The organism is Solimonas terrae, from assembly GCF_011067135.1.
Taxonomy (GTDB): Bacteria; Pseudomonadota; Gammaproteobacteria; order Nevskiales; family Nevskiaceae; genus Solimonas; species Solimonas terrae.
In genome coordinates this window covers 319,919-336,718 of record NZ_JAAMOW010000007.1, presented here as the reverse complement: position 1 = coordinate 336,718, position 16,800 = coordinate 319,919, and the positions used below count along the sequence as shown (strand labels likewise).

General features: G+C 63.5%; 31 protein-coding genes. 29 read left to right on the top strand and 2 right to left on the bottom strand.

Features of this window, described 5'->3' with window-relative positions:
• The 29 genes from G7Y85_RS14990 to rplQ all read left to right on the top strand — a co-directional run.
• A partial coding sequence (locus G7Y85_RS14990) for an EF-Tu C-terminal domain-related protein (RefSeq protein WP_494546250.1) occupies positions 1-140 on the top strand: 140 nt, incomplete at its 5' end.
• A gap of 87 nt (positions 141-227) precedes the next feature.
• A complete protein-coding gene (gene rpsJ, locus G7Y85_RS14985) occupies positions 228-545 on the top strand; it encodes a 30S ribosomal protein S10 (RefSeq protein ID WP_166258839.1) in 318 nt (105 codons plus the stop codon).
• A 13-nt stretch (positions 546-558) separates the two neighbouring features.
• Positions 559-1,197, top strand: coding sequence for a 50S ribosomal protein L3 (gene rplC / locus G7Y85_RS14980; protein WP_166258836.1), 639 nt, complete (start codon positions 559-561; stop codon positions 1,195-1,197).
• 22 nt (positions 1,198-1,219) lie between these two features.
• Positions 1,220-1,825 (top strand): 50S ribosomal protein L4, encoded by a 606-nt coding sequence (gene rplD, locus G7Y85_RS14975; RefSeq protein WP_166258832.1) that lies wholly within the window; start codon positions 1,220-1,222, stop codon positions 1,823-1,825.
• Positions 1,822-2,124, top strand: coding sequence for a 50S ribosomal protein L23 (rplW, locus tag G7Y85_RS14970; RefSeq protein ID WP_166258829.1), 303 nt, complete (start codon positions 1,822-1,824; stop codon positions 2,122-2,124). The genes rplD and rplW overlap by 4 nt, the downstream gene beginning before the upstream one ends.
• Positions 2,125-2,137: 13 nt before the next feature.
• The gene (rplB, locus tag G7Y85_RS14965; protein WP_166258826.1) at positions 2,138-2,971 is read left to right on the top strand and encodes a 50S ribosomal protein L2; all 834 of its coding nucleotides are present in this window, start codon (positions 2,138-2,140) and stop codon (positions 2,969-2,971) included.
• Positions 2,972-2,983: 12 nt separating this feature from the next.
• Positions 2,984-3,256: a 30S ribosomal protein S19 gene (gene rpsS, locus G7Y85_RS14960; RefSeq protein WP_166258823.1), complete on the top strand. Its 273-nt coding sequence runs from the start codon at positions 2,984-2,986 to the stop codon at positions 3,254-3,256.
• Between the two features lie 5 nt (positions 3,257-3,261).
• Complete coding sequence (gene rplV / locus G7Y85_RS14955) at positions 3,262-3,597, top strand: 50S ribosomal protein L22 (protein ID WP_166258819.1); 336 nt, start codon at positions 3,262-3,264, stop codon at positions 3,595-3,597.
• 28 nt (positions 3,598-3,625) lie between these two features.
• Positions 3,626-4,309 (top strand): 30S ribosomal protein S3, encoded by a 684-nt coding sequence (rpsC, locus tag G7Y85_RS14950; RefSeq protein ID WP_166258815.1) that lies wholly within the window; start codon positions 3,626-3,628, stop codon positions 4,307-4,309.
• 17 nt (positions 4,310-4,326) lie between these two features.
• Positions 4,327-4,740, top strand: a complete 414-nt coding sequence (gene rplP, locus G7Y85_RS14945) for a 50S ribosomal protein L16 (protein WP_166258812.1) — start codon at positions 4,327-4,329, stop codon at positions 4,738-4,740.
• On the top strand, positions 4,740-4,943 hold the full coding sequence (rpmC, locus tag G7Y85_RS14940) for a 50S ribosomal protein L29 (RefSeq protein ID WP_166258809.1): 204 nt from the start codon (positions 4,740-4,742) through the stop codon (positions 4,941-4,943). The genes rplP and rpmC overlap by 1 nt, the downstream gene beginning before the upstream one ends.
• On the top strand, positions 4,940-5,215 hold the full coding sequence (gene rpsQ / locus G7Y85_RS14935) for a 30S ribosomal protein S17 (RefSeq protein WP_166258806.1): 276 nt from the start codon (positions 4,940-4,942) through the stop codon (positions 5,213-5,215). Before rpmC ends, rpsQ begins: the two co-directional genes overlap by 4 nt.
• A gap of 15 nt (positions 5,216-5,230) precedes the next feature.
• A complete protein-coding gene (gene rplN, locus G7Y85_RS14930; protein ID WP_166258803.1) occupies positions 5,231-5,596 on the top strand; it encodes a 50S ribosomal protein L14 in 366 nt (121 codons plus the stop codon).
• Positions 5,597-5,610: 14 nt separating this feature from the next.
• The gene (rplX, locus tag G7Y85_RS14925) at positions 5,611-5,934 is read left to right on the top strand and encodes a 50S ribosomal protein L24 (RefSeq protein WP_194241187.1); all 324 of its coding nucleotides are present in this window, start codon (positions 5,611-5,613) and stop codon (positions 5,932-5,934) included.
• A gap of 11 nt (positions 5,935-5,945) precedes the next feature.
• Complete coding sequence (rplE, locus tag G7Y85_RS14920) at positions 5,946-6,482, top strand: 50S ribosomal protein L5 (protein ID WP_166258800.1); 537 nt, start codon at positions 5,946-5,948, stop codon at positions 6,480-6,482.
• Positions 6,483-6,496: 14 nt separating this feature from the next.
• Positions 6,497-6,802, top strand: coding sequence for a 30S ribosomal protein S14 (gene rpsN, locus G7Y85_RS14915; protein ID WP_166258797.1), 306 nt, complete (start codon positions 6,497-6,499; stop codon positions 6,800-6,802).
• 14 nt (positions 6,803-6,816) lie between these two features.
• Positions 6,817-7,212, top strand: coding sequence for a 30S ribosomal protein S8 (gene rpsH / locus G7Y85_RS14910; protein ID WP_166258794.1), 396 nt, complete (start codon positions 6,817-6,819; stop codon positions 7,210-7,212).
• Between the two features lie 10 nt (positions 7,213-7,222).
• Positions 7,223-7,753 carry a 50S ribosomal protein L6 gene (rplF, locus tag G7Y85_RS14905; RefSeq protein ID WP_166258790.1) on the top strand — a complete coding sequence of 177 codons (531 nt, stop codon included), beginning with the start codon at positions 7,223-7,225 and terminating at the stop codon, positions 7,751-7,753.
• Between the two features lie 96 nt (positions 7,754-7,849).
• On the top strand, positions 7,850-8,206 hold the full coding sequence (gene rplR, locus G7Y85_RS14900) for a 50S ribosomal protein L18 (protein ID WP_166258908.1): 357 nt from the start codon (positions 7,850-7,852) through the stop codon (positions 8,204-8,206).
• A gap of 3 nt (positions 8,207-8,209) precedes the next feature.
• On the top strand, positions 8,210-8,722 hold the full coding sequence (gene rpsE, locus G7Y85_RS14895; RefSeq protein ID WP_166258786.1) for a 30S ribosomal protein S5: 513 nt from the start codon (positions 8,210-8,212) through the stop codon (positions 8,720-8,722).
• A gap of 15 nt (positions 8,723-8,737) precedes the next feature.
• The gene (gene rpmD, locus G7Y85_RS14890; protein ID WP_166258783.1) at positions 8,738-8,929 is read left to right on the top strand and encodes a 50S ribosomal protein L30; all 192 of its coding nucleotides are present in this window, start codon (positions 8,738-8,740) and stop codon (positions 8,927-8,929) included.
• A 26-nt stretch (positions 8,930-8,955) separates the two neighbouring features.
• Positions 8,956-9,390 (top strand): 50S ribosomal protein L15, encoded by a 435-nt coding sequence (gene rplO / locus G7Y85_RS14885; protein ID WP_166258780.1) that lies wholly within the window; start codon positions 8,956-8,958, stop codon positions 9,388-9,390.
• A gap of 15 nt (positions 9,391-9,405) precedes the next feature.
• Entirely contained in the window at positions 9,406-10,755 is a 1,350-nt protein-coding gene (secY, locus tag G7Y85_RS14880; protein ID WP_166258777.1) for a preprotein translocase subunit SecY, read from the top strand.
• A gap of 28 nt (positions 10,756-10,783) precedes the next feature.
• Positions 10,784-10,897: a 50S ribosomal protein L36 gene (gene rpmJ, locus G7Y85_RS14875; protein WP_020651319.1), complete on the top strand. Its 114-nt coding sequence runs from the start codon at positions 10,784-10,786 to the stop codon at positions 10,895-10,897.
• An 82-nt stretch (positions 10,898-10,979) separates the two neighbouring features.
• Positions 10,980-11,348 carry a 30S ribosomal protein S13 gene (gene rpsM / locus G7Y85_RS14870; protein WP_166258774.1) on the top strand — a complete coding sequence of 123 codons (369 nt, stop codon included), beginning with the start codon at positions 10,980-10,982 and terminating at the stop codon, positions 11,346-11,348.
• 20 nt (positions 11,349-11,368) lie between these two features.
• A complete protein-coding gene (rpsK, locus tag G7Y85_RS14865; protein WP_166258771.1) occupies positions 11,369-11,767 on the top strand; it encodes a 30S ribosomal protein S11 in 399 nt (132 codons plus the stop codon).
• 11 nt (positions 11,768-11,778) lie between these two features.
• Positions 11,779-12,399 (top strand): 30S ribosomal protein S4, encoded by a 621-nt coding sequence (rpsD, locus tag G7Y85_RS14860; protein ID WP_166258768.1) that lies wholly within the window; start codon positions 11,779-11,781, stop codon positions 12,397-12,399.
• A 49-nt stretch (positions 12,400-12,448) separates the two neighbouring features.
• Positions 12,449-13,429, top strand: a complete 981-nt coding sequence (locus tag G7Y85_RS14855; RefSeq protein WP_166258765.1) for a DNA-directed RNA polymerase subunit alpha — start codon at positions 12,449-12,451, stop codon at positions 13,427-13,429.
• A gap of 26 nt (positions 13,430-13,455) precedes the next feature.
• Positions 13,456-13,842 carry a 50S ribosomal protein L17 gene (gene rplQ / locus G7Y85_RS14850; RefSeq protein WP_166258762.1) on the top strand — a complete coding sequence of 129 codons (387 nt, stop codon included), beginning with the start codon at positions 13,456-13,458 and terminating at the stop codon, positions 13,840-13,842.
• A 120-nt stretch (positions 13,843-13,962) separates the two neighbouring features.
• Here rplQ and G7Y85_RS14845 read toward each other — a convergent pair whose 3' ends face one another.
• Entirely contained in the window at positions 13,963-15,003 is a 1,041-nt protein-coding gene (locus G7Y85_RS14845; RefSeq protein ID WP_166258759.1) for a multiheme c-type cytochrome, read from the bottom strand.
• Positions 15,004-15,014: 11 nt separating this feature from the next.
• A complete protein-coding gene (locus tag G7Y85_RS14840) occupies positions 15,015-16,799 on the bottom strand; it encodes a multiheme c-type cytochrome (protein WP_166258756.1) in 1,785 nt (594 codons plus the stop codon).
• Between the last annotated feature and the right edge of the window lies 1 nt (position 16,800).

Genomic DNA, 16,800 nt, shown 5'->3' with positions numbered 1-16,800 from the left:
AAATGGTGATGCCGGGTGACAACGTGCAGATGACGGTGGAGCTGATCAACCCGATCGCGATGGAAGACGGTGTGCGCTTCGCGATCCGCGAAGGCGGCCGCACCGTCGGCGCCGGCGTCGTCACGAAGATTCTCGCGTAAACCCGTTTTTCGTCTTTACTTTTCCCGGGGGCGCGACTAATATTCGCGCCCCTTTTGTTCCTCGCTCTTTAAACCGGAAACCACAGCATGGCCGCGACCAGCCAATCTATTCGCATCCGGCTCAAGGCTTTTGACCATCGCCTGATCGACAAATCGGCGAAGGAAATCGTCGAGACCGCGAAGCGCACCGGTGCCGTCGTGCGCGGGCCGATTCCTCTGCCCACGCGCAAGGAACGTTACACCGTTCTCGCTTCGCCGCACGTCGACAAGGACGCGCGTGACCAGTACGAAATCCGCACGCACAAGCGGCTCATGCAGATCGTCGATCCGACGGAAAAGACCGTCGACGCACTGTCCAAACTCGACCTGCCTGCGGGCGTCGAAGTCCAGATCTCGCTGAGCTAAGGAGATAACGGACATGACGATTGCAATCGTGGGCCGCAAGGCAGGCATGACGCGCATCTTCACCGAAGACGGCGCATCGATTCCGGTAACTGTCATCGAGTGCACGCCCAACCGCGTTGCGCAGGTGAAGACGGTGGAAACCGACGGCTACCGTGCTGTACAGGTGGCGGTGGGTGAGCAGAAGCCGGGTCGCGTCAACAAGGCGCTGACCGGGCATTACAAGAAGGCGGGCGTTGCCGCCGGCCGTGGTCTCTGGGAAATCCGTCTCGCCGATGGCGAGGGTGCGGACCTGGCGACCGGCGCCGAGATCAAGGTGGATCAGTTCGACGGCATCAAGGCCGTTGACGTCACCGGCGTCTCCAAGGGCAAGGGCTTCGCCGGCGTGCAGAAGCGCTGGAATTTCGGTGGCGGCCGCGCTACCCACGGCAACTCGCTGTCGCATCGCGCTCCCGGCTCCATCGGTCAGCGCCAGGCACCGGGTCGCGTGTTCAAGGGCAAGAAGATGGCCGGACACATGGGTTCAGATCGCGTCACCGCGCTGAACCTGGACTTGGTCCGGATTGATGTGGATCGCAACCTTCTGCTGGTGAAGGGCGCGGTGCCGGGTGCCACGAATGGTGATGTCATCGTGCGCCCCACGGTGAAGGCATAACGTTCACTGGGGAAAAACGGCCATGGATATTCAAGTACATAACAGCACCAACAAACTGAACGTTTCCGACGTCGTCTTCGGCGCCGAGTACAACGAGCCTCTGATCCACCAGGTGGTCAGCGCCTACATGGCGGCTGGCCGCTCGGGCACCAAGGCCCAGCTCGCCAAGGGCGAAGTACGCGGCGGCGGCAAGAAGCCGTGGAAGCAGAAGGGCACCGGCCGCGCGCGCGCCGGCAGCATCCGCTCGCCCCTGTGGCGTGGCGGCGGCACGACCTTCGCGGCTTCGCCGCGCGACTATTCGCAGAAGGTCAACCGCAAGATGTATCGCGGCGCGATCCGCTCGATCGTCGCCGAGCTGGCCCGCCAGAACCATCTCGTGATCGTCGAATCGATCACGACGGCAGCCGCCAAGACCAAGGATCTCGTTGCCCGGCTCAAGCAGCTTGGCTCCGACGACATCCTGATCGTCACCGGCGAGCTCGACCAGAACCTGTTCCTTTCGGCGCGCAACATTCCGCATGTCGCGGTTTGCGATGTCGAAGCCCTCAATCCGGTCTCGCTGCTGCGCCATGAAAAGGTGCTGATGACGGCGGACGCGGTCAAGAAGCTGGAGGCGTGGCTGCAATGAACGTCGATCGTCTGCACCAGGTGATCATCGCCCCGGTCGTTTCCGAGAAGAGCACGCGCGTCGCCGAAAAGGCGAACCAGGCGGTCTTCAAGGTCGCCCGCGATGCCGAGAAGCCGGAGATCAAGGAAGCCGTCGAGAAGCTCTTCAACGTCAAGGTTGACGAGGTTCGCACGCTCATGGTCAAGGGCAAGAGCAAGCGTTTCGGCCGGTTCTCGGGCAAGCGCTCGGACTGGAAGAAAGCGTATGTCACGCTCGCGAAAGGTCAGGAAATCGATTTCCTGAGCGGCGCCGGCGCATAACAAGGACACGACGATGCCATTGGTCCAACTCAAGCCGACATCCGCGGGCACGCGCCACCAGGTCAAGGTGGTCACCCCGGGTCTTTGGAAGGGCGAGCCGTACGCGCCGCTGCTGGAAAAGCAGAAGAGCACGGGCGGCCGCAACAACAACGGTCACATCACCACGCGTCACAAGGGCGGCGGTGAGAAGCAGCACTACCGTCTGATCGACTTCAAGCGCAACAAGGATGGCGTTGCCGCCAAGGTCGAGCGCGTCGAATACGATCCGAACCGCAGCGCCCATATCGCGCTGCTGTGCTACAAGGATGGCGAACGCCGGTACATCATCGCGCCGCGCGGCGTGAAGGCCGGCGATGTGCTGCAGTCGGGCACCGACGCGCCGATCAAGCCGGGCAATGCCCTGCCGCTGCGCAACATCCCGATCGGTTCGACCGTGCACTGCGTCGAGATGCGTCCGGGCAAGGGTGCGCAGATCGCACGCTCGGCCGGTGCCGCCGTACAGCTGGTCGCCCGTGACGGCGAGTACGCGACGATCCGTCTGCGTTCCGGCGAAATGCGCAAGGTGCTCGCGGAGTGCCGTGCGGTCGTCGGTGAAGTCGGCAACAACGAGCACAACCTGCGCCAGTACGGCAAGGCCGGCGCCAAGCGCCACAAGGGCATCCGTCCGACAGTCCGCGGCGTGGTCATGAACCCGGTCGACCATCCGCACGGCGGTGGTGAAGGCCGCAGCGGCCAGGGCAACCCGCATCCGGTGACGCCGTGGGGCCAGCAGACCAAGGGCCTCAAGACCCGCAACAACAAGCGCACGCAGAAGTTCATCGTGCGTAGCCGCCATTCGAAGAAGTAAGCAGGGACTGTCATGCCTCGTTCCGTCAAGAAGGGTCCGTTCGTCGACCACCACCTCGCCAAGAAGGTGGAGGCTGCGGCTGGCCAGCGCGTGAAGAAGCCGATCAAGACCTGGTCGCGCCGTTCGATGATCACCCCGGATTTCGTCGGTCTGACGGTCCAGGTCCACAACGGCAAGACGCATCTGCCGGTTTTCATCACTGACAACATGGTTGGCCACAAGCTCGGTGAGTTCTCGCCGACGCGGACCTTCAAGGGTCACGCCGACAAGAGCACCAAGAAGTGAGTGCCATGCAGACGCAAGCCATCCTCAAGTTCGTTCGTCTCTCGCCCAAGAAGGCGCGGGCCATTGCCGATCTGGTCCGCGGCAAGCCCGTCGACGAGGCCCGCAACATCCTCAAGTACTCCACGCGCAAGCCGGCCCGCATCCTGTTCAAGGTGCTGGAGTCCGCGATCGCCAACGCCGAGAACAATCACGGCGCCGACGTCGACGAGCTGCGCGTCAAGGAGATCTACATCGATCAGGGTCCGGTCCTGAAGCGCATCATGCCGCGTGCCAAGGGCCGCGCCGATCGCATCGTCAAGCCGACCAGCCACATCACGATCAAGGTCTCGGACGGCCAGTAGGCCGCCGCGTCGGACAGAGAGAAAACGCATGGGTCATAAAGTCAATCCGAACGGTTTCCGCCTTGGCATCACGACGTCCTGGACGTCGAACTGGTATGCCGAGCGCAAGGCATATGGCGAAAATCTGCTGAAGGACATGCAGGTCCGCACCTTCCTGCGCAAGAAGCTGGCGCAGGCCTCGGTGTCGCGTATCCAGATCGATCGCCCGTCGAAGTCGGCGCGCGTCACGATCCACACCGCCCGCCCCGGCATCGTCATCGGCAAGAAGGGCGAGGACATCGAGAAGCTGAAGCAGGAAGTCGCCAAGCGCATGGGTCTGAAGGCCGATTCCGTGCACATCTCCGTCGAGGAAATCCGCAAGCCGGAACTCGATGCACAGCTGGTGGCCGACAGCATTGCCCAGCAGCTCGAACGCCGCATCATGTTCCGCCGCGCGATGAAGCGCTCGGTGCAGAACGCCATGCGCCTCGGCGCCGGCGGCATCAAGATCCAGGTTGGCGGTCGTCTGAACGGCGCCGAAATCGCCCGCACCGAGTGGTATCGCGAAGGCCGCGTGCCGCTGCACACGCTGCGCGCCAATGTCGATTACGCCGTCGGTGAGGCGCGTACGACGTACGGCATCATCGGCGTCAAGGTCTGGGTATTCACCGGCGAGGTGTTCGACACCAGCCGCCAGGAAAAGACTGAAACCACCGAAGCCCGCGCGGCCTGAGGTCGGAGAACACAGCCATGATGCAGCCTAAGCGAACCAAATTCCGCAAGCAGCGCAAGGGATCCAATACCGGTATGGCCTTGGTGGGTAACAAGGTCAGCTTCGGTGAATGGGGCCTCAAGACGATGGAGCCGGGCCGTATCACGGCTCGCCAGATCGAAGCAGCCCGTCGCGTCATCACGCGTTACATCAAGCGTGGCGGCAAGGTGTGGATCCGCATGTTCCCGGACGTGCCGGTCACCAAGAAGCCTCTCGAAGTCCGCATGGGCTCCGGCAAGGGCAACGTCGAGTACTGGGTCGCCAAGGTGCAGCCCGGCAAGGTGCTCTACGAAATGGAAGGCGTCGATGAAGTGACTGCGCGCGAGGCCTTCCGCCTCGCCGCCGCGAAGCTGCCGGTCAAGACCAGCTTCGTCAACCGGACGATCATGTGATGAACAACTCCGAATATGTGAAGAGCCTGCGCGGCAAGGACGCGAAGGCGCTCGACGAGGAACTCGCCGCGCTGCGTCGCGAGCAGTTCAACCTGCGCATGCAGCAGGCCGCCGGGCAGGCCACCAAGCCGCATCTGATGCGCGACGCGCGCAAGAAGATCGCCAAGGTGAAAACGATTGCGCGTCAGGTGAAGGCGTCATGAGCGAACAGAGCGAAAAGAAGTCGGGCGGCCATCGCGTCGTCGGCCGCGTCGTCAGCGACAAGGGCGACAAGACCATCACCGTGCTGGTCGAGCGCATCGAGCGTCACGCGCTGTACGGCAAGATGCTGCGCCGTTCGACCAAGCTGCGTGCGCACGACGAAAGCAATCAGGCGAAGGAAGGCGACATGGTGGCGATCGTCGAGACGCGCCCGCTGTCGGCGACCAAGCGCTTCCGTCTCGTTGAAGTGCTCAAGACCGGCCACGCCGGCTAAGCGGAGAGCGAAACCATGATCCAACAGGAAAGCTTTCTGCTCGTCGCCGACAACAGCGGCGCCCGCGAAGTGCAGGTCATCCAGGTCAAGGGTTCGACCTATCGCCGCTATGCCGGCGTCGGCGACCTGATCAAGGTCACCGTCAAGGACGCGATCCCGCGCGGCAAGGTCAAGAAGGGCGAGGTGCACGACGCCGTCGTCGTCCGCACGCGCTTCCCGATCAAGCGCGCCGACGGTTCGGTGATCCGCTTCGACACCAATGCCGCCGTGCTGCTGACCAACAAGCTGGAACCGCTGGGCACCCGTATCTTCGGGCCGGTGACGCGCGAACTGCGTGACCGTTTCATGAAGATCGTGTCGCTGGCGCCCGAAGTGATCTGAAGAGGCCATAGATCATGAGCAAGATCCACAAAGGCGACGAAATCGTCGTCACCACCGGCAAGGACAAGGGTCGTCGCGGCAAGGTCGCGCAGGTCCTGGCTTCCGGAAAACTCGTCGTCGAAGGCGTCAATGTCGCGAAGAAGCATCAGCGCGGCAACCCGAACGCGGGCGTCGCCGGCGGCATCGTCGAAAAGGAAATGCCGATCGACATTTCGAACGTCGCGATCTGGAACGCGAAAACCGGCAAGGGCGACCGCGTCGGCTACAAGTTCGAAGGTGAAGGCGAAAAGCGCCGCAAGGTGCGCGTGTTCAAGTCCAACAGCGAACTGGTGGACTAAGGTAGAAAGCCATGGCGAACCTGCAAACTGTTTACAGCGAGAAGCTCGCACCCGCACTGAAGGCCTCGCTCGGGGTCGGTGCGATGGAAGTGCCGCGCATCACCAAGATCACCCTCAACATGGGTGTCGGTGAAGCAACGGCCGATCGCAAGATCCTGGAAAAGGCGGTCGAGGAAATGACCGCGATCGCCGGCCAGAAGCCGGTCATCACCAAGACCCGCATCGCGATCGCGGCCTTCAAGGTCCGCGAGAACTACCCGGTCGGCGTCAAGGTGACGCTGCGCCGCGAGAAGATGTACGAATTCCTGGAGCGCCTGATTGTCGTCGCGCTGCCGCGCATCCGTGACTTCCGCGGCATTTCGGCGCGCGGTTTCGACGGCAACGGCAACTTCAACTTCGGCGTGACCGAGCAGATCATCTTTCCGGAAATCGAGTACGAAAAGGTCGACGCGCTGCGCGGCATGAACATCACCATCACCACGACGGCGAAGAACGACGAGCAGGGCAAGGCGTTGCTCGACGCGTTCAACTTCCCGTTCCGCAAGTAAGGCAGGCGAGACCCATGGCCAAGACCAACATGATCGAGCGCGAGAAGAAGCGCGCCGCACTCGCTGCCCGTTACGCGAAGAAGCGTGCATCGCTGAAGGAAACGATCTCCAGCGTGACCGCGTCGGACGAAGAGAAGGAAAAGGCGGTCGTCGCGCTGCAGAAGCTGCCGCGCGACTCGAGCAAGAGCCGCCAGCGCAACCGTTGCCAGCTCACCGGCCGTTCGCGCGGTGTCTACAAGAAGTTCGGCCTCGGCCGTCACAAGCTGCGTGAAGCGGCCAACCGCGGCGAAGTGCCGGGTCTGAAAAAGGCCAGCTGGTAAGAGGATTATTGATTATGAGCATGACCGATCCTATCGCCGACTTCCTGACCCGCATCCGCAACGCGCAGGCCGCCCGCAAGAAGCAGGTGTCCGCGCCGTCGTCGAAGGTCAAGGAAGCGATCGCCGCCGTCCTCAAGGACGAAGGCTACATCACCGACTTCAACGTCACCGCCGATGGTGCCAAGAAGACCATCACGCTGGCCCTCAAGTATTTCCAGGGCAAGCCGGTGATCGAGCACATCCAGCGCGTGTCCAAGCCGGCGCTGCGCGTGTACAAGGGCAAGGACGAGCTGCCGAAGGTCCTCGGCGGTCTCGGCGTCGCCATCGTCTCCACGCCGAAGGGTGTGGTCAGCGACAGCAAGGCGCGTGCGGCCGGTCTCGGCGGCGAAGTGCTCTGCATCGTTTCTTAAGGAAAGCACCATGTCCCGCGTAGCCAAAATGCCGGTGAAACTACCGGCCGGCGTCCAGGTCAGCAAGGCCAATGGCCAGCTGACCGTCAAGAGCGCCAAGACCAGCCTGACGATCAACGTGCCGCCGAAGGTCGAGATCGATGTCAACGGTGACGTGATCACCGTTGCGGCCGCCTCGGTGACCGCCGACAAGATGCAGGCCGGCACGTTCCGCGCGCTGCTGAACAATGCCGTGGTCGGCGTGTCGGCCGGTTACGAGAAGAAGCTGCAGCTGGTCGGCGTCGGTTATCGCGCCGCTGCCGCGGGCAGGAAGGTCAATCTCTCGCTCGGCTTCTCGCACCCCATTGAATATCCGGTTCCGGACGGCATCACGGTGGAAACGCCGACGCAGACCGAAGTGATCGTCAAGGGTGCAGACAAGAAGATGGTCGGCCAGGTTGCCGCCGACATCCGCGGTTTCCGCCCGCCGGAGCCTTACAAGGGCAAGGGCGTGCGTTATTCCACCGAGAAGGTGGAACTCAAGGAAGCGAAGAAGAAATAACGCGTTCGCGTGGCGGGTCCCCCTTCGGACCGCGCTGCGCACATGGACCGGATTACTTCTCGCAAACATTTTGGTATCGACCAGAAAGTTGGAATCATGAAGGACAAGAAGCAGACCCGCATTCGCCGCGCCCGCCGCACGCGCGCTCATATCCGCGAGCTGGGCGTGCATCGCCTGGCGATCCACCGCACGCCGCAGCACATCTATGCGCAGATCATCGCGCCGGACGCGTCGGTCACGGTGGTCAGCGCCTCGACCGTGGAAAAGGCGGTTGCCGAAGGCCTGGAGGGTACGGGCAACGTCGCCGCCGCCAAGAAGGTTGGCGAAGCGATCGCGACGCGTGCCAAGGAAAAGGGCATCACCAAGGTGGCCTTCGACCGTGCGGGTTTCCAATATCACGGCCGCATCAAGGCCCTGGCCGATGCCGCGCGTGAAGCCGGCCTGGAGTTCTAAGAAATGGCGAACCAACACAGCTACGACAGCCAGCAGGGCAGCGATTTCAAGGAAAAGCTGATTACCGTCAATCGCGTGTCGAAGACGGTCAAGGGCGGCAAGCAGTTCGCGTTCACCGCGCTGACGGTCGTCGGTGACGGCGCCGGCCGCGTCGGCTTCGGCTACGGCAAGGCGCGCGAAGTGCCGCAGGCCATCTCGAAGGCGATGGACCAGGCTCGCAAGAACATGGTGTCGGTCGCACTCAAGGGCCTGACCGTGCAGCACGAGATCTGGGGCCAGCACGGTGCCGCCAAGGTGTTCGTGCGTCCGGCCTCCGACGGTACCGGCGTGATCGCCGGTGGCGCGATGCGTGCCGTGTTCGAAGTCGCCGGTGTGCAGAACGTGCTCGCCAAGGCGCTCGGCTCGCGCAACCCGATCAATCTGGTGCGCGCGACGATGGATGCGCTGACCAAGATGAACATTCCGTCGGAAATGGCCGCGAAGCGCGGCAAGACCGTCGAAGAACTCCTCGGCTAAAGAACGAGAACGACCATGACCGCTCCCAAGCAGATCAAGCTGACGCTGATCCGTAGCCTTGCCAAGCGTCTGCCCAAGCATCAGGCCTGCGTGCGCGGCCTGGGCCTCAGCCGCATGCACCAGTCGCGCATTGTTGCCGCCACGCCCGAGAACATGGGCATGGTGAACAAGGTGTCGTACATGCTGCGCATCGAAGAAGTCGCCTGAACGCGACCTCGACAGGATCCACGGAAATGAAACTGAATAGCATCAAGCCGGGCAAGGGCGCCAAGACCAAGAAGGTCCGCGTTGCCCGTGGTATCGGCTCGGGCCTGGGCAAGACCGCAGGCCGCGGCCACAAGGGTCAGACCGCGCGCTCGGGCGGCTATCACAAGGTCGGCTTCGAGGGCGGCCAGATGCCGATCCAGCGCCGCCTGCCGAAGCGTGGCTTCAAGTCGCCGATCAAGTCGCTGACCGCGGAAGTGCGTCTCTCGGAAATCGAGAAGATGACCGTGACGGAGATCGATCTCGCCGTGCTCAAGGCGGCGAACATCGTGCCGGCCGGCACGCAGACCGCCAAGATCATCAAGTCCGGCGAGCTGAGCCGCAAGGTCGCGCTCAAGGGCGTGCTTGTCACCAAGGGTGCCCGCGAAGTGATCACCGCCGCCGGCGGTTCGATCGCCGAGTAAGGACGAACCACGGTCATGGCCAAGAACCCGGGCATGTCAGGCGGCGCGATGCCGGACCTGAGCAGAATGAGCGAGGTGCGCAATCGCCTGCTCTTCCTGCTCGGTGCGATCATCGTCTACCGCATCGGCAGCTTCATCCCGGTGCCGGGTATCGATCCGGTGCAGCTGGCGGCCCTGTTCAATCAGAGCAAGGGCACGATCCTGGACATGTTCAACATGTTCTCGGGTGGTGCGCTGCGGCGCCTGTCGATCTTCGCGCTCGGCGTGATGCCGTACATCTCGGCCAGCATCATCGTGCAGCTGATGGCGACGGTCGTGCCGCAGCTCAAGGATCTGAAGAAGGAAGGCGAGTCCGGTCGCCGCCAGATCACCAAGTACACGCGCTACGGCACGTTGGGTCTGGCGATCTTCCAGTCGTTCGGCGCGGCGCTGGCCCTGCAGAAGTCCGGCGTGGCAATCAACGTCGGCTTCGGCTTCCTGTTCGTGGCGACGATCAGCCTCGTCACCGGCACCATGTTCCTGATGTGGCTCGGTGAGCAGATCACCGAGCGCGGCGTCGGCAACGGCATCTCGATGATCATCTTCGCCGGCATCGTCGCCGGTTTTCCGCGGGCGCTGGGTGCGACCGCGCAGCTGGTCAGTGAAGGCTCGATCGGCGGCTTCACGGTCATCGCCGTGCTGGGTCTGGTTGCCGTGGTGACCTGGGGGGTGGTGTTTTTCGAGAGTGCGCAGCGGCGCATCCCGATTCACCATGCGCGTCGCCAGCAGGGTCGCAAGATCTTTGCCGCGCAGACCCAGCATCTGCCGCTGAAGCTGAACATGTCGGGCGTCATTCCGCCGATCTTCGCGTCGTCGATCATCCTGTTTCCTGCCTCGCTGGTACAGTTCTTCGGCAACGGTGGCGCCTCCGGTGCGAGCGGCGTGCTGCAGAAGGTGGCCAATGCGCTGTCGCCGGGCCAGCCGCTGTACACCTTGCTGTACGGTCTGCTGATCATTTTCTTCTGCTTCTTCTACACGGCGCTGGTGTTCGACTCGCGCGAAACCGCCGACAACCTGAAGAAGTCCGGCGCCTTCATTCCGGGCGTGCGTCCGGGGGCGATGACGGCGAAGTACATCGACACGGTGCTGACGCGCCTGACGGTGGTCGGATCGCTGTACATCCTGGTGATCTGCCTGGTGCCGGAAATCCTGCGGACCTTCGTCAGCAGCATTCCGTTCTACTTCGGCGGCACGTCGCTGCTGATTACGGTGGTGGTGGTGATGGATTTCATGGCGCAGCTGCAGGCGCACATGACCTCGCACCAGTACGAAGGCCTGATGAAGAAGGCCAACCTGAAGTCTCTGGGACCGGCGCAGAGCCGTTAGTCCCGATTACCTAGTCCAGAGGTCAGTCATGAAAGTCCGTGCATCGGTCAAGAAAATCTGCCGGAACTGCAAGGTCGTCCGTCGCAATGGCGTCGTGCGCATCCTCTGCACCGATCCGCGTCACAAGCAGCGCCAGGGCTGAAGCCCGTCGCTGTTTGATTCGGTCCCAGTGAATCAATATAATGTGCGGCTTTTCGCGCGTTAGGCATCAATCGAGGTAGGACATGGCACGTATCGCGGGCGTCAACATCCCGGATAGAAAGCACACGGTGATCGCGCTGCAGTCGATCTACGGCATCGGCAAGACGCGCAGCAAGCAGATCTGCGCGGCGGCCGGTATCGATCCGGCAGTGCAGATCCGTTCGCTGACCGAAGGCGAGCTGGAAAAGCTGCGCACCGAAATCGGCAAGCTCATCGTCGAAGGTGACCTGCGCCGCGAAGTGTCGATGAGCATCAAGCGACTGATCGACCTCGGTTCCTACCGTGGGCTGCGTCATCGCCGTGGTCTGCCGGTGCGCGGTCAGCGTACCCGTACCAATGCGCGCACCCGCAAGGGTCCTCGTCGCGGCACCGTCGCGACCGCCAAGAAATAATCTGAGAGCCGGACAAGTACATGGCTAACCCGTCTGCCGCCAACACGGCCAAGCGCAAGAAGGTCAAGAAGAACGTCACCGATGCGGTGGCGCATATTCATGCCTCTTTCAACAACACGATCATCCTGATCACCGACCGCCAGGGCAATGCCCTGTCGTGGAGCACGGCCGGCGCGGCGGGCTTCAAGGGTTCGCGCAAGTCGACGCCGTTCGCGGCGCAGGTTGCAGCCGACAAGGCCGGCCAGGCGGCCGCCGAACACGGCGTCAAGAACATCGAAGTCCGCGTCAAGGGCCCTGGCCCGGGTCGCGAATCGGCCGTGCGCGCGCTCAATGCCGCCGGTTTCAAGATCACCAACATCACCGACGTCACGCCGATTCCGCATAACGGCTGCCGGCCGGCCAAGCGCCGCCGCGTGTAAGGAGAGAAACCATGGCTCGTTACATTGGACCGAAGTGCAAGCTGTCCCGCCGCGCCGGCACCGATCTGCTGCTGAAGTCGCGTGCCCGTTCGATCGACAGCAAGTGCAACATGGAGACCCGTCCGGGTCAGCATGGTGCCGCCAAGACCCGTCTGTCGGATTACGCCCTGCAGCTGCGCGAGAAGCAGAAGCTCAAGCAGATGTACGGCGTGCTCGAAAAGCAGTTCCGCAACTACTACCTGAAGGCTTCTTCGAAGAAGGGCTCGACGGGCGTGCTGCTGCTGCAGATGCTCGAGTCGCGTCTCGACAACGTCGTCTACCGCATGGGGTTCTCGCGTACCCGCGCCGAAGCCCGTCAGCTGGTGTCGCACAAGTCGGTGGTCGTCAACGGCAAGCTCGTCAACATCGCGTCGTACCAGGTCAAATCCGGTGACGTCGTCGAGATCCGCGAAGCGTCGCGCAACCAGTCGCGCATCGTCGAAGCGCTGTCGATCGCCACGCAGGCCGGTCTGGCCGACTGGGTCGACGTCGACGAGAAGGGTCTGAAGGGCACCTTCAAGGCCGTGCCGACGCGCGATCAGATCCTGCCGGACATCAACGAGGCGCTGGTCGTCGAGTTGTACTCGAAGTAGTCGTTCGAGTCCTCGTCAGCCAAGCCCGTTTCACGAATAGAGGTACATCATGCAGAACGTTGTCGCAGACCTGCTCAAGCCGCGCCAGATCGACGTCGAAGTCGTTTCGCCGAGCCACGCGCGTGTCGCGCTGGAACCGATGGAACGCGGCTTCGGCCATACGCTGGGCAATGCCCTGCGCCGCATCCTGCTGTCGTCGATCCCGGGCGCCGCGATCACCGAAGTGCAGATCGACGGTGTCGTGCACGAGTACAGTGCGGTCGAAGGCGTGCAGGAAGACGTCCTCGACATCCTGTTGAACATCAAGAACATCGCGATCCGCATGCACTCGCGCGAAGAAGCGACGCTGCGTCTCGAGAAGTCGGGCACGGGCCCGGTCACCGCCGGCGACATCAAGCTCGACCACGATGTCGAGATCGTCAATCCGGAACTGGTGCTCGCCAACCTCACCGGCGGCAAGCTGAACGTGACGCTGAAAGTCACGCGCGGCCGCGGCTACGTGCCGGCCGCCAGCGCGACGCGCGAAGAAGATGTCCGCGGCGTTGGCGTGCTGAAGCTGGATGCCAGCTACAGCCCGGTGCGTCGCGTCAGCTACGCGGTCGAGCGCGCCCGCGTTGCCCAGCGCACCGACCTCGACAAGCTGATCCTGGATGTCGACACGAATGGCGGCATCGAGCCGGCGGAAGCCGTGCGCCTGGCGGCGCGCATCCTGCGTGACCAGCTGTCGGTGTTCGTCGACCTCGAGGCCGAAGCTGCGCAGGCCGCTGCGGTGCCGGGCAAGAAGGAGCTGTCGCCGATCCTGTTCCGTCCGATCGATGATCTCGAACTGACGGTGCGTTCGGCCAATTGCCTCAAGGCCGAGAACATCTACTACATCGGTGATCTGGTGCAGCGCACCGAGATGGAACTGATGAAGACGCCGAACCTCGGCAAGAAGTCGCTCAACGAAATCAAGGAAGCCCTTCGCTCGCACGAACTGGATCTCGGCATGAAGCTCGAGAACTGGTCGTCGCCGAAAGTGCCCGCCTAAGTAGAAGCTTTTAGGGAAACCCAGCCATGCGTCACAAGATGTCGGGCCGCGCTTTCGGCCGCACTCCCAGCCACCGCAAAGCGACGATGCAGGCGATCGCGGTTGCGCTGTTCGAGCACGAGCTCATCAAGACCACGCTGCCGAAGGCCAAGGAGCTGCGCCGTCTGGCCGAGCCGTTGATCACCCGCGCGAAGACCGATTCGGTCCATAACCGCCGCCTGGCGTTCGCGCGCCTGCGCGATCGCGATGCGGTGCAGAAGCTGTTCAATGAGCTGGGCCCGCGCTACAACACGCGCCCGGGCGGCTATCTGCGCATTCTCAAGTGCGGCTTCCGTGCCGGCGACGATGCGCCGATGGCCTACGTCGAGCTCGTCGACCGTCCGGCCGGTGCCGGGGCTGCTGCTGCCGAGTGATATCGGTTTTTGCGGTGCAAGGAACGGGCGCTTCGGCGCCCGTTTTGCTTTCTGCACTTCCTTCAGAACCCGGCGATCGGCCGCCCCGGGCGTCACAGCGCGGGGCCGGCCGCCGCGTCGTCAGCGTGTGCCCGGGACGCCCGCGGCCAGCGCGCTGCGCAAGCTGAGGTTCAGGGCCTGCGCCGCAGCGGCGTAGGCAGCGCGGTCGCCACGATCAAGGCCGGCGCTCAGTTGTTCGAGCCGTTGCGCGATCTGCGTACGCTGTGCCGGATCGAGCGCATGTTCGTCCGCCAGCAGCGCGCGTACCGCAGAATCGTTGAGCCGCGGGCGAGTGCGCCCCGCCGTGTCGCGGGCTTCTGCCGGGCGATGACAGCTGTCGCAGCGGAAGAAGCTGAACTCGGGGAAGACGCCGTTCACGCCGGCCGTCGAGCGTGCCAGCGCGCCCGCCCAGTCGGCCGCGTGCTGCAAGCGATCGAACGAAGCCTGCACCCCCGCCTCCGGCGGATGCTTGCGCGCGATGTAGTCGGCGTCCACCGTGTAATGCTTCGGCCACTTCTCCAGATAGCTCGCCAGATCGTCAGCGAATGCCGGGTGGCCGGCGGCCATCAGCCGGTGATCGGCCCCGCGCGCGCCGAACTCGTGGCAGCCAGCGCAGAGCTGCGCGCGTGCGGCGGGCGCTGCGGTGGGATAGAAACCCTGGCCGAGCAGCGACGCCATGTCCGCGTCTGGCGCGGTATGCATCCCGATCCATTTCTGCGCGGCACCGTGGCAGGCCTCGCAGCCAACACCTTCGCCGATGCTGAACTGCGGCCCGCGTTGTGCGGCCGGGATGTTTTCTGCGTGGCAGCCCAGGCAGAGCGGCATTTTCGTGGCATCGCCGGCGCCGAGCCGCGCGGCAATCGCCCGGCCCCGGTCGCCATCGAGGACCGAGAATGCCTGGGCATGCCGGTCGTGGTCACGCCAGACGAAATACTCGTTCTGTTGCACGGGCGACACGAGCCAGGGTTTGACCGAGCCGTGGCAGGTGCTTTGTGCGCAACTGCCGACTCCAACGTGCGCGTAGCTGTCGCTCGGCAGCGCATCCGTGGCGCCGGCGACACCGGCGGCCAGTGCTGCGGCGAGAATCAATCCGGCGCGCAGGAATCGGTGGGCATTCTTCATGATTCGCGCTCCTATTCGACCTCGAACTCGGTCGCCTGCGGATGAATATCGATCATCCATTGGTTCATGCTCCGTTCCATTTCCGGGGTGGCGCCGCAGAAACGCATGAAGTAGATCGGCTCCGCGCGTGAACGCAGACGCACCTGCAGGACATATTTGCCGGCTTGCTTCATCAGTTCGGCGGGCACGGTGTAGCGCGCTTCGCGCTGACCGAGTGGCGGGATGCTGCGCTGTTCCATGCGGATCAGCGGCGGATGATTGAGCACGGTGGTGGGTACGCCAGAGGGGCGGATGAACGGCAACTGGTCCACGTCGAAGTTGACCGGCAGATACATTTCGCGATCAGTGCCGACCACGTTTGTGGTGAGGAACTTGGTCTGCAGATTGAACAGCTGGTCGTCGAGCGCGATCTTGCCCTTGGCATAGTCCAGCGAGTGCAGATCGGCCATGTCGCCGTTGGAGTCCACATAACCCGATTCGAAGACGCGTCGGCCGTCCGGTCCGACCAGTACGACGTCCAGCCAGATTTCCGGCTGCGCGCCGAGCGAACCGGACGGCAGGTTGTGCCCGGGGTCGATGTTCACGACGTTGTAGTGGAATCGCAGCGCATGACCGCTGCGCGCCACCGTATCGAAGATCGGGCCGTCGAGACGCGAGCCGTTCTCCAGCACCGCAATGCGAGAGCGGCGCTTGGCTTCAAGCAGCTTGCTGTTGTCGTCGATGATGCTGCGTGCCGCTTCGCGTTGCGCGCGCTCGGTCCACGGCGCCGGGAAATCCGGTGCCGCGATGCGACCCTGTGCGACTGCGTCCTCCCACTCCGCCTTGCCCCAGTCCGAGCGGTAGTCGAACTGCAGCCATTGCTCGATGCTCCAGTGCAGCGCTTTGGGGTTGAACGGAAACAGGCCCGGATGGGCGATCGGATAGCCGGGGCCGAAGAACATGTGATTGGAATGCTTCTGGCTGTCCGATCCCACGACCTGGCCGTTGACGATCGCAATTGGCCAGGTTTCGTAGCCAAGCGATCGTCCCGGCACTTTGCCCATGTGACAGTCCTGGCAGGTGACGCCTTTGGCGAACGCGGGAGAGTCCCGGTACTGGTCCCAGACGACTTCCAGCTTGATGCCGGGATGCACCGCCACCTGATGGCAGGACACGCAGAATTCCGAACGCGAGATCGTCTCGAAACGGATCGGCGCCGAGTGGATGGGGCGCCCTTCCTGCCCGGGTGACAGCGCGACGTCGTAGCGCTGCGAATCCGCCACGACTTCGCCGTAATGGGTGCCGCGTCCGGCGCCGTAGACCGGGTCGTTGATGCTGCCCGGCAGTACTTCGCGCTCGCCGTTGACCTTGTTGAATTCCTTGTTGACGCGATGGCAGGTGACACAGGTGATGCCCTCGCGCGACACTTCGCTGCGCTGCCACAGCGGCCGTTCGCGCGGTTCGCCGAGCTGTGTGCCGATCTGCTGGTGGCAGCGTACGCAGAACGTGCCGATGGTGCCGGACGAAAGCGTGCTGATGGTCTGCTCGAACTTGTGGAACATCGGCGAGATCGAGGCATAGGCGTGGTTGGAGACCGACCACTCCCAGAACACCTTCGTATGGCAGGCGCCGCACTCGCGGGCACTCGGAAAGGGGTTGTTGGCGAACACCGCGGCATGCGGATCGACTGTCGGCGCCGCGGTCGCCGCAGTTGCGGCATCAGGTGCGGGTGCGGTGTCGGCCGATTGCGCGAGCGCGCCGTCGCCGTAACCGGCGAGTGCCAGCAGAACCGTGCAAAGCAGTAGGAACCTGTTCATG